The organism is Hydrogenophaga sp. (genome assembly GCF_041633695.1).
Classification (GTDB): domain Bacteria; phylum Pseudomonadota; class Gammaproteobacteria; order Burkholderiales; family Burkholderiaceae_C; genus Hydrogenophaga.
In genome coordinates, this window is record NZ_JBFJMY010000121.1 from 1 (window position 1) to 10987 (window position 10987).

A 10987-nucleotide genomic window follows, 5' to 3' on the forward strand; every position below is an offset into this window, starting at 1 on the left:
CCGTTGAACACCTGCATCACTGCAATATTGAGATCCATTGTCAGATTCCTGAATCGTGAAAACGATCGGCCGCCTCGCCGGCGGCCGGCCAAGATTGGCTCTATTCAAATCTTGGGGAACGGGTTGGGCTCAATTAGGGATGGCGCTTCCCACACGATGTCGAACTGGCCGTCGGTACGTGCGCGGCCGATGCGTACCTTCTTCCAGACGTGGTGGTTGCTGGCGTGCATGCGCACCGTCCCCTCAGGGGCTTCCAGCTCAAGGCCACCGGAGGCTGCAATGACCTTCTCTACATCGAAGGACTTGGCCTTCTCTACCGCCATCTTCCAGAGATACACGCTGTTGTAGGCCACCTGCATCGGGTCACCGATCACGCGGTCCTGGCCGTACTTGGCTTTGAACGCTTTGACGAACCTCTCGTTCACCGGCGACTTGATGCTCTGGAAGTAACCCATGCAAGCGTAAAAGCCCGCCGCGTTGTCCTTGCCGATACCCTCCACCTCGTTCTCCGACACCACCGTTGACAACAGAACCTGCTTGCTGCCGTCAAGCCCGGCGGCCCGCATCTGCTTGTATAAAGCCACGTTGGAGCCGCCTACGACGGTGCTGTAGATGCAGTCGGGCTTCGCTGCCTTGATCTTGTTGATGATCGACGAGAACTCGGTGTGGCCCAGCGGAGCGTATTCCTCGCCCAGAACCCGGCCACCCATCTTGACGATGGTCGGCTTGGCAATCTTGTTGCAGGTACGCGGATAGATGTAGTCGGAACCCACCAGGAAAAAAGTCTTGCCCTTCTCCCGCGCAAGCCACTCCACGGCTGCAATCACCGATTGCGTTGCTTCCTGCGAGGGATAGAACACCTGCTTGTCCTGCTCCTGACCTTCGTAGTAGGTCGGGTAGTACAGCAGGCCTTTGGAGCGGCCAAGCGCCGGCAGCACCGCCTTGCGGGAAGCGGAGGTGTAGCAGCCAACGATGGCGGCCACATTGTCGCGCTCCAGCAGCTTGCGGGCCTTCTCGGCAAACACCGCGTTGTCGCTAGCACCGTCCTCGATCACCGCCTCGATTTTGCGGCCCATCACACCACCGGTGGCGTTGATCTCGTCGATGGCCATTTTTTCGGCATCGACAAGCGACGCCTCGGCAATCGCGATTGTTCCAGACAGTGAATGCAACAAGCCGAGTTTAACGGCGTCCTGCGCCGATGCCATCCCGGGCACACCTGCAGTGGCGCCCAGGATCAGCATCGATCCTCCGGTTTTCATGATGTCGCGACGATTCATCTCAGTCATGGTCAAGCTCCTAGCGGTGGGTTTACAAAATTACGACCTGCGCCCTCCCGAAACAGGGAGATCGCGCAACAAGCAGCCGACTACATCGCACCTTCATGCCTGACCCGCGCAAGGCTCCGCCAGAGGATGCAGGCAGCAAGCCCGTCCTGAACCAGAGTGGGGGACTGAAACGAAAAAAGCCCGAACCGGGGTTGAAACCGGTTCGGGCTTTATTGCCCAACACCTGACTGGCAGCACTGGCAGTCGGTGTCGATTGATGAGGGACAACTTCTTGTCAGGGTGAATCTTCTGCTTCTTCCTCTGTTTGAAACATAGGAGATGTACCACCTAGACAAAACATTCGTATCAGTGGTATTTAGAGGTCGCAGGCAAAAGAAGCGCCAGCCAACTTCTGGAGTGCGGTTCAATCCGGAGCGGTTCAAGCCGCTGCAAAAGAAGGCCAGTGGGGCTAGGAAAATGCTTCGTCGCGTCACCACTAAGCACTAGCATTCGGCGACACAGATGCGGAATGCACACGGACTTGGACTTGGACGACATGTGTTCTATCCCCATCCAAAAGAGGGGAAGGCACCGCTAGAGATAGGCGAGTTCTTCGTATCTATCTACTTGAACTCGCAAGACTCACAGAATTTTTTCTTGACGACCATGGGTGATTTTCCAGCAGGGCCAGACGGTCAAGCCAGGTGCCGCTGGTGTGCGAGCGCGCCCGAATTCCTGCACTACCACGACCAGGAGTGGGGTTTCCCTGTGGCCGACGACCGCCGCCTCTTTGAAAAGCTCTGCCTGGAGAGTTTTCAATCGGGGCTGAGCTGGCGCACCATTCTGGCCAAGCGCGAAAATTTCCGTGCCGCGTTCCACGGTTTCGACTTCGAGCGCATGGCGCGCTACATAGACCGCGACACCGAGCGCTTGCTGGGCGACGCGGGCATTGTGCGCCACCGGGGCAAGATCGAGGCGGTGATCCACAACGCGAAGCGGGCCCAGGAACTGGTCCAGAGCGAGGGCTCGCTGGCGGCCTATTTCTGGCGCTTTGAACCCGATGCCGACCCGCAGGTGGTGCCGCAGACGGCGTCCACGTCTGTGCAGTCGGTGGCCTTGTCGAAAGACCTGAAAAAGCGCGGCTGGAAGTTCGTGGGCCCCACCACCGTGTACGCCTTCATGCAAGCCATGGGGCTGCTCAACGACCACGCCACCGATTGTGTGATCAGGCCCTTGGCCGAGCGCGAGCGCACCGGGTTTTCAAGACCGGGGCGCTGACGCCCAGACCGGTGCTCGATCAGCCGGGTACGCTTTCGTGGGGCAGGTGCAAAACCGATTTGCGTGGCTCCGCCACCAGCCGGTCCAGCGCCTTGTGCAAACGGGCGAGAAAGCGGCGCACGTCGGCGTCGTCGATGTCACCGCTGGGGAGTTCGTCGGACGGCAGCAGGGTAGACACCATGCGAAAGCGCGGTGTCCAGTCGCCCGGCAAAGTGGACGCCTGCTCCAGCCCCTTGGCCACGATGTGTTGCGCCAGCAGCTTGAGCTGGTCCGAGCGCAAAGGGCCTTCGACCAGAATGGCAAAGCGGGTGTTGGCGATACGGGAAACGGTGTCCACGTCGCGCACCACGCGCGACAGCCGTGAAGCGCCCAGCACCAGCGCCCGGTCGCCGGCTTCTCGCCCTTCCCGGGTCACAATCTCGCCGTGGTTGGCCAGTTCCACCAGCAACACGCCACATTGGTGTCCGTAGCGTCCGGCGCGGCGCACCGCATCGCGCAGCCGCAGGCGCAACACCGGTGCAATGGTCAGGCCGGTCAACGGATCGGTGCTGTCGAGTGCGCGCAGGCGGGCCCTGTTTTCGTTGAATTCCTTGGCCCGGCGGTGCAGGATGTACAGCAGCAGCGGGATCTCAATGGCAGAACCGATCAGCACCGCGTACTGTGCCGCCCAGCTGTCGGGCAGCACACCGGCGCTGCGCAGGGCCGGAAACGGGTAGCCGAGGTGGACCGGCAAGAAGCCCAGCAGCAGCCAACCGGCGTATTTTTCGCCCTGGCGCCAGGCCCAGAAGCACAAGGCCAAACTCAACAGCACCGAGCACAGGCCATAGAGGTTGAGCACCAGCAGCGCCGAGGCGTTCGCCAGCGACAGGTAGAGCACCGGATACAACAGACCAAACACCGACCACGCCAAGACCCAGCGGTCCAGACGCCGCTGGTAACGCGAGATGGCGCACACCTCCCGCACAAACCAGATACCCGACGCGGTGAGCCAGAGCATGAAGGTCGCGGGCGCCGCGTTGTTCAGCCAGGCCCACTGGCCCCAGAAGAACAGGCCGCCCAATCCGGTGAAAGCGACCTGAAAGCCCAACATGCAGGCGACATAAGCGACATAGGCGACAAAAGCACGGTCGGCGTACAGGCGCGCATGCACCCATCCCAAAAACATCACCAGCAGGCCAAAGCCCAGATAGCCCCCGAGCAAGAGATAGGTCCAATGGCGTTTGTGCTGCAGCTCGTCTTCGGTGACGAGATAGAACCGGGGATTGAGCGGCGCGGGGGTGTTCTCCAGGCGCAACCAGACCGTGCGCGACGCTTCGGCGCCATCCAGCGCGAACACCGGAGAGCGGTCGGGAATGGACCACTGCGGCACCGGCAGGTGGTCGCCAGCCATTTGCACGCGCCAGCCAGATGCCGAATCGGGCTGGTAGAGCGTGGCGAAGTCGGTGAAGGCCGCTGCATCCAGCAACAGGTACCAGCGGTGGGCGGGGTCGAGCTGCGGCAGTTCAAAGCGCATCCACAGCGCCCCGCCTTCCAGTTTGAATGAGCGGTATTGCGTCAGGGCTTGAAAGTCGGCCGGCGGTTTTTGCGCCACCTCGTCCACAGAAAGCTGCCCAGAGGTATCGACCCAAAAATGGCTCTGCAGGGTGATGTCGCTCTCGCCGGGCGCGGCCAGCGCCTGGCCCGGCCACACCAGACCGGCCAGCGCCAGCAGCAGAAGCCAACGGACCAGTGTTTGACCGAACAGGCGGCTTGTCATGCCGACATGGTAACAGTCAGTAACAAGTCGTCCCCTGAACGATGGCCGCTGCGCGCACCCGCGTCCCTGCGCGCCCACCATCAACCGGCCTGCCGCTGTGGGTCGGGCTTGGTGTGCCAACGGCCCTGGGTGGTGAGGCGGTCTTCCAGCCGGTTCACCCAGCCGTGGGCGTTCGGGTCGTCGCTCCAGTCCGCTACGGTCTGCTGCAGCGGGTGCAGCACCCGATCGGGCAGCTTGAGTGGTCGGGTCTGGTCCAGCAGGAAACGGGTCAGCAGGTGGTAGCCGATGACGCGGGTGAACATTCGGGAGAGCGAAAACCGGGGTGCCACCAGCCGGACCACGGCGTCGACCAGCCGGGTCAGGCCCAGGCCCAGGCGGAACACCGCGCGCGACAACCAGGACACCTGTTCGTCCACACCGATGGCGCTGGCCGTGGGTTCGCCGATCAGCCATTGCGTCAGCGGCACCGGAATCTGCCGGATCACCGGCACGCGGATGGCGCGGGCCATGGTGTTCATGAGCGCGCGGCCCAGACCTGCCCGGGCATCGGGCACACCCGGTGTACGGCTGGTCGACGCGGCGAGCCGGGCGTGCTGCTGCATCCGCTCGAACAACATCTGCGCCTGTTCCATGGTCTGGGCCATCAGTTCGCGCTGGATCCCAAGCACGTGGCCCATCACGTTCCAGAGGTGCAGATAGGCCTCTTCGTCCTCTCGGGACAAGCCTTGTCTCAGTTGGCGCATGCCGCGCAAAAACACGTAGCTGAAGGTGAGCAGGGTATAGGCCAGCTCGTTCTGGTTGCAGGGCAGACCCAGGGCATCGACGTTCCAGCCGTGCGCCGACAAGGCCTCGTTCATGCTGGTGGGCGGTGCACGCCCTGGCACGGGCGGCACCTGGCCGCGCGCGGCAGCGGGGTTGCCACGCAGGATCAGGTGGCGGATGGTGGCGTGGATCAGGCGAACCTTGAGCACCTGCGCCACCCCGGTACCCTGCGCGCTCAGCAAGCCGCCGCGCATCATCACCGGAAACACCATGGCCGCGGTCTGGCGTATGCGGTGCTCGGTGTGGGCTTCGAGCTGGCCGGCAATGTGCAGCACCTCGGCCAGATCGGGCAAGACATAACACTCGGGCAAGCTGGCGCAGAACAACAAGGTGCACGACAGCGGGCCGTGCTCCATGAAAATCGCCTCGGCCCGCGCCACCTGGGCCGCGTCCACCCAGTCGGGCAGTGCGGCTGCGGTCTGCAGATAGGCCTGCAGGGCGGATACCACCATGGGGTCCGCGTCGGCCTCGGCGGGCGTCCAGTTGGTCAGCGCTCCGTTGTGGGTCCAGCCCGCCATCAGGCGGCTGGCGGTCTGTATGCGTGCATCGCGAGCCTGTGCCTGCTCGGCCGGTTCGCCTGCGGTCCAGTTGCCCATCCAGGCGGCCACGGTGTCGTCGGCCAGCGGGTCGGCCACCTGCTCCATGGCGCCGATGTCGATCGCGGCGTTCAAGTCGCGCTCCCGTTCACGGCGCGGCGCCATTGCCACCAGGCCACCGCCGCCACCAGCCAGGGAATGCCCATGGCAAACAAGGCCACCGCGCGGGTCTCGACCGGGTGGCCAAACAGCAGCTGAAACACCAACGCGCTGAGATAAATCAGCAAGGGCACCAGGGCCGCGCGCTGCGCCGTGGCCTTGGCGGGCGTCACCGGGGCCCAGCGCCACTGGAACAGCGCCACGATCAGGAAGCCAATCAGCATCCAGCCGGCAAAACCCTGCAAGGTTTCACCGAACCAGCCGCCGTCTTTCTTGACCATGATCCAGGCCTTGAGCACGTAGACAAAATACGGGTCGGCCCCGAGATCGAAAGCGGTGACCAGCATGGCGGCCAGCACGGCGGTGAGCAGCCCGCTGCGCCAGCAGGGGCGTGCCAGCACGGGTTCGCGCCACAGCAGCAGGCAGGCCAGCACATAGCCCACGAAACACAGGGCGAACCACATGAGGGGAATGACCAGCGGCACGTTGCCCAGTTGCACGCCCAGCACATCGGTGTAGCTGTAGCGCCCAAAGAACCAGCCCCGCGACGAACCCATTTGCTCGGCGAACCAGCCCAAGGCCAGCGCCAGCGCGGCAAACAGCGCCGCCCTGCGGCCCCCCAGCAAAACCCGGGCGGACCAGAAACAAGCCAGAAACAAAATGACCGAGGCCAGCATCAACGCCAGCGTCATGCCCGCGCCTCTGCCAGCAATGCCCAACACGGGGCCAGGGACAGCAGTCCAGGTAAACGGCAACAAAACATGCCCACGGACATCTCCTATGTATTCGGAAAACCCGATGGATTTGGCAACCTGTCGCGCCAGGCGCGACAACCGCCCCGGGCCCGGCTTCGACCGGCCCGTGCGCGCCGCTGTCCGCATGGAGTGAGAGGGTGCGCGTGCGCCACGCGCTGGGGCACAGGGGGTGGCCGGAATTATAGAAGTGGATACACGGGCCCCTCGTTTCGGACCTGCCGTTCTGCCGCGTCTGGTTCGGTTACGGCCTACGCCGCTGGGCTTCAGACATTCGCGGTCTGCCCCTTCAGGCTCGACCCTTGCCCAAGCCCAAGGCCGAGCAAGGGTGCCGTGCCACGCTCACGCCCCTCGCTGGAACGCCACGCCCTGGCGCCGGAAAAAGGCCAAGGCGCCGGGATGCAGTTGCGCCTCGTCCAGGGCCGGCCAATCCAGCATGGCCGTCAAATCGTCTGGCAGACCCGGGTAGTCGATCCCATGCGCCAGCAGACATTGCAGCACCGACGCCACCGTGGCGTTTTCCGTGCTGTCCCAGGCGGCCAGGCCTTGCTTCATGGACAACCAGGTCACGGACGCCGGCGGTTGGTCCGCACCCTCGATGCGGATGCTGGCGGCGGGGACCAGCACGCCGTCGATGTGAAACGCATTGGCCTGGTTGATCGCCGCGATCTGCTCGGCGCTCACGTCCAGCCAATGCGCCAGTCGGCCCTGGGTCAGCTCCGGCAGCAGCGGCGCAAAGCCTTCCCGGGTCCGGCTCATGAAGTTCCAGGTGGTGGCATGTATGCGGCCGGTGGCCACCGCCTCCACCACTTCGTTCGGGCGCAGGTCCACCAGCTCCACGTCGTCCAGCAAGCCCCAAGCGTCGCGCAACAAGGCTTCGCTGATGACCCGGAACGAACTGGGCCTGGGCGGCACGCCGATGCGTTTGCCCTTCAGGTCCGCCGGTGAAACGATGGCGGTGTCCAGCGCGAGCACGCCAAAGGCCACGTCGTACAGCGCGGCCACCAACTTCAAATCGGTGTTGGCCCGGTGGTAGGCGTGCCAGGCAACACCGGTCATGTCCCGGGCCGGCAAAAAATCCACGCTGGTGACGATGGGCAGGTGGTGGCGCTTCTCTGCTTCGGGCAGCTCGGCGATGGTGTTGATCGAGGCCGGCAAGGCCACCGGCACCACCGTGGCGGCCACACCCTGCAGGTGCTGCTGGATCGCGCGCCCCAGGTCCTGGTTCAAGGCGTGCAGCATATTGTTCGCCGGTGCCGGTGAATAAACCACCAGCTCGACGGGCGTGCTGCTACCTTCGTCGGACGGGGCCGTCATGTGCCCACCACCTGTTGCGGCAGATAGAGCGCAATCTGCGGAAACATGACCAGCAGCGCGATCATGACCACCATGGCCCACCAGAACGGCCAGATGCCGCTGAAGATGCGCCGCATGGGCACGTCGGGCACGATGGACTTCACCACAAACACGTTGATGCCCACCGGCGGCGAGATCATGCCCATCTCCAGCGCGATCACCAGAATGACGCCAAACCAGACCAGATCCCATTGCAGTGCCATGGCAATAGGAATCACCACCGGCAAAGTGAGCACCAGCATGGCGATGCTTTCCAGGAACATGCCCAGCACCAGGTAGGCCGCGATGATGGCGATCAACACCCCCAGGTCACCGATGTCCAGGCGGGTGAGCAACTTCACCAAATCGGCGGGCAACTCGGTCAGCGCCATGAAGGGAATGAACACGAAGGCACCGATGATGATCAGGAAAATGGTGGCGGTCCCGGTCATGGTCTGCAGCACGGCCACGCCCAGCCGGGGCCAGCTCAGCTGGCCGCGCAAACCCGCCACCACGAACGTGAAGAAGGCGCCCGCCGCCGATGCTTCGACCGGTGTGAAATAACCGGTGTACATGCCGCCAATGGTCAGCACCACCACCGCCAGAATGGGCAGCGCCTCCACCAGGGCGCTGAGCCGATCGCTCATCGACGAGCGATCGCCGGGCGGCCCGGCTTCGGGATTTCGGCGCACCACCAGCATGATGGTGAGCACAAACAGCAAGGTGAGCAAGATGCCGGGGAAAACACCGGCCATGAACAAGCGGCCAATGCTTTGGTCGGTGAGCACGGCGTAGATGATCATGCCGCCCGATGGCGGAATCAGAAAACCCAGGGTGCCGCCCGCCGCGACCGAACCGGTGGCCAGCGCGTCGTCGTACTTGTAGCGTTTCATGGCCGGCAAGGCCACGCGCCCCATGGTGACGGCACAGGCCAACGAAGAACCGGAAAGCGCCGCAAACCCGGCGCAGGCCACCACCGTGGCCGAGGCAAGCCCACCGCGCAAGTGGCCCATCCAGCGGTAGGCCGCGTTGAAGATGTGGTTCGACATGCCCGACACCCCGGCCAGGCTGCCCATGAGCATGAACATGGGAATCACCAGCAGGTTGTAGTTGGAAGCCGCTTCAAAAGCCTCTCCCGAGAGGTTGGAAAAAGCGATGCGCCAGCCCCGCGCCCAGGCCTGGTCCGGGCCCATGCCGAGCGCCAGGAACTTCTGCGCATTGGCAATGCCCGTGCCGACAAACCCGACCGACAACATGGACAGCGCCACCGGCAAACGCAGCGCCATCAGCACAAACATGACAACAAGGCCGACGGCCCCGATGGTGGTCAAACTCAACATCAAAGCGTTCCTTCGGGCAGGCGCAGCTTGCGCACTTCCCCATGCCGAACCAACTGCCAGATTTCCAGCAGCAAGACCACGCCGTACAGGCCCAGCCCAATGGCCAGCGTGAAATAGAAAGGGGTGAAGCTGATCAACAGGGTCTGCGACGATTCGCCGTACTCCGCCGCACTGGCGCCCGCGTCCAGCAGCCGCCAGGCCAACACCAGCACCACGGCGCAGCCGACCAGCTTCATGGCGACCATGGAGCGGCGGGCAAAGGTCTTGGACATCCAGTGCTCCAGCACCTCGACCTCGATGTGTGCACCGGTGCGTGCACCGTACGGAATGGCCAAGGCGACCAGCACCACCAGAGCCAGCACCAGCAGGTCCTCGGCGCCTTTGATTGGGTCGTTCTGCGCCTTGCGCATGACCAGCACATTGAATGCACTGAACACGGTGAGAAAGCTCAAAACGACACCGCCGCCGAACAGCGCGATCCAGCCCAGCAGCTTGTCGAGCCGCTGCAAGAGGCCCACCCCATCGGTGGCCTCCTCTGCCTCGCGCTTACTTGTTGACGGCATCGTAGATTTCCTTGGCGTTGGATATGCCCTTGGCCGCGTAGGCAGCAAAGATCACCTTCATGCCCTCGGCCACCGCCGCGTCCATCTTGGCGCGCTCGGCATCCGACACCGTGATGAACTGGTAGGACTTGCCGCTGTTGGCCTTCATGGCTTTGAGCGCCACGTCGTCGGCACGGTGGAAGCTGGCGGCCGTGATCCGGGTGAACTCTTTGCCAGCCAGATCGTCGATGATCTTGCGATGCGCCGGGCTCAGGGACTTGTGGCGCTCCTTGTTCATGACGATGTACACGGTCTGGAACTGGGCCGGGAAATTGTCGATGTAGAACTTGGTCACGTCCTGCCAGTTCCAGGGCGCCAACATGTTGTTGTGGGCCGCAATCGCGCCATCGATGGTGCCGGTGGACAGACCGGTGTAGACCTCGGTCACCGGCATCTGGACCGGCACCACGCCCATGGCGTCCATGAGCGCGGTGGTGGTGGCCGAATACGGCACGATCTTGGCGCCTTTGAGGCTGGCAAAGGTGGACAGGTTCTTGGTGGCCGAGATGCTGGTGCCGGCCGGGAACCCGATGCCCAAAAATTTCACCGCTGCGAATTCATCGGCAAAGTGTTTGTCGTAGGCGGCCAGAAAGCGCTCGGCCAATTCTTCCGAGTTGTTGGCCTTGCCCGGGGGAATGGTCAGCAAGGTCTTGGGGAACAACTCAGGGGTGTAGCTCGCCACGCCCACCACGATATCGGCCACTCCTTCCACGGCGCGTTTGTACTGCTGCACCGGCCCTGCGCCCAGTTGCCCGCCGGGATACACCTTCAGGCTCAGCGTGCCGTTGGAGCGCTTGGCCAACTCCTCACCCAACCACTTGAACACCACCGCATTGGTGTGGTGCTGGGGTGGCAGAAAAGTGGCCACCGACAACTCTTCGGCCACCGCCGGCGCGGCCAACAAACAGCTGCCGAGGGCCAGCGCAAGCGCGGTCAACGGTGCACGCGCACGCAACGCATTCGATGGCATGTTCGATGACACAAACGCACGGGCAAAAAGACGGGATGTTTGGACGATGGACATGGTGGAACTCCTTGGACAGTGAAACCAGAAACCGAAACGGATGGGAACCCGGCCCATGGGCATGGGCCACCGAAAACCCGAACGGACCGGAACATCCGCCGAGCGTTGGCGCTGC

The 10987-nt window shown here is 63.5% G+C and carries 9 protein-coding genes; 1 reads left to right on the top strand and 8 read right to left on the bottom strand.

The window, feature by feature from the left end:
• Positions 1 to 104: 104 nt before the first annotated feature.
• Positions 105 to 1289 (bottom strand): urea ABC transporter substrate-binding protein, encoded by a 1185-nt coding sequence (urtA, locus tag ABYB95_RS09645; protein ID WP_372658263.1) that lies wholly within the window; start codon positions 1287 to 1289, stop codon positions 105 to 107.
• A gap of 645 nt (positions 1290 to 1934) precedes the next feature.
• Between urtA and ABYB95_RS09650 the strand changes: the two genes are divergently transcribed.
• Positions 1935 to 2546: a DNA-3-methyladenine glycosylase I gene (locus ABYB95_RS09650; protein WP_372658264.1), complete on the top strand. Its 612-nt coding sequence runs from the start codon at positions 1935 to 1937 to the stop codon at positions 2544 to 2546.
• Positions 2547 to 2565: 19 nt separating this feature from the next.
• Here the strand turns inward: ABYB95_RS09650 and ABYB95_RS09655 are convergent, their stop codons facing one another.
• The 7 genes from ABYB95_RS09655 to ABYB95_RS09685 form a co-directional block, all read right to left on the bottom strand.
• Entirely contained in the window at positions 2566 to 4302 is a 1737-nt protein-coding gene (locus ABYB95_RS09655) for a 7TM diverse intracellular signaling domain-containing protein (RefSeq protein WP_372658265.1), read from the bottom strand.
• Positions 4303 to 4382: 80 nt separating this feature from the next.
• Complete coding sequence (locus ABYB95_RS09660) at positions 4383 to 5795, bottom strand: oxygenase MpaB family protein (protein WP_372658266.1); 1413 nt, start codon at positions 5793 to 5795, stop codon at positions 4383 to 4385.
• Positions 5792 to 6511 (bottom strand): carotenoid biosynthesis protein, encoded by a 720-nt coding sequence (locus ABYB95_RS09665; protein ID WP_372658267.1) that lies wholly within the window; start codon positions 6509 to 6511, stop codon positions 5792 to 5794. The genes ABYB95_RS09660 and ABYB95_RS09665 overlap by 4 nt, the downstream gene beginning before the upstream one ends.
• Positions 6512 to 6913: 402 nt before the next feature.
• The gene (locus tag ABYB95_RS09670; protein ID WP_372658268.1) at positions 6914 to 7888 is read right to left on the bottom strand and encodes an ABC transporter substrate-binding protein; all 975 of its coding nucleotides are present in this window, start codon (positions 7886 to 7888) and stop codon (positions 6914 to 6916) included.
• A complete protein-coding gene (locus ABYB95_RS09675; protein WP_372658269.1) occupies positions 7885 to 9246 on the bottom strand; it encodes a TRAP transporter large permease in 1362 nt (453 codons plus the stop codon). Before ABYB95_RS09675 ends, ABYB95_RS09670 begins: the two co-directional genes overlap by 4 nt.
• Complete coding sequence (locus ABYB95_RS09680) at positions 9246 to 9809, bottom strand: TRAP transporter small permease (RefSeq protein ID WP_372658270.1); 564 nt, start codon at positions 9807 to 9809, stop codon at positions 9246 to 9248. The genes ABYB95_RS09675 and ABYB95_RS09680 overlap by 1 nt, the downstream gene beginning before the upstream one ends.
• Entirely contained in the window at positions 9793 to 10872 is a 1080-nt protein-coding gene (locus ABYB95_RS09685) for a TRAP transporter substrate-binding protein (RefSeq protein WP_372658271.1), read from the bottom strand. Before ABYB95_RS09685 ends, ABYB95_RS09680 begins: the two co-directional genes overlap by 17 nt.
• Between the last annotated feature and the right edge of the window lie 115 nt (positions 10873 to 10987).

Bases quoted from the DNA above. Each gene is read 5' to 3' on its own strand.
- urtA (WP_372658263.1), bottom strand. From the start codon at position 1,289: ATGACTGAGATGAATCGTCGCGACATCATGAAAACCGGAGGATCGATG.
- ABYB95_RS09650 (WP_372658264.1), top strand. From the start codon at position 1,935: ATGGGTGATTTTCCAGCAGGGCCAGACGGTCAAGCCAGGTGCCGCTGG.
- ABYB95_RS09655 (WP_372658265.1), bottom strand. From the start codon at position 4,302: ATGACAAGCCGCCTGTTCGGTCAAACACTGGTCCGTTGGCTTCTGCTG.
- ABYB95_RS09665 (WP_372658267.1), bottom strand. From the start codon at position 6,511: ATGACGCTGGCGTTGATGCTGGCCTCGGTCATTTTGTTTCTGGCTTGT.
- ABYB95_RS09670 (WP_372658268.1), bottom strand. From the start codon at position 7,888: ATGACGGCCCCGTCCGACGAAGGTAGCAGCACGCCCGTCGAGCTGGTG.
- ABYB95_RS09675 (WP_372658269.1), bottom strand. From the start codon at position 9,246: ATGTTGAGTTTGACCACCATCGGGGCCGTCGGCCTTGTTGTCATGTTT.
- ABYB95_RS09680 (WP_372658270.1), bottom strand. From the start codon at position 9,809: ATGCCGTCAACAAGTAAGCGCGAGGCAGAGGAGGCCACCGATGGGGTG.
- ABYB95_RS09685 (WP_372658271.1), bottom strand. From the start codon at position 10,872: ATGTCCATCGTCCAAACATCCCGTCTTTTTGCCCGTGCGTTTGTGTCA.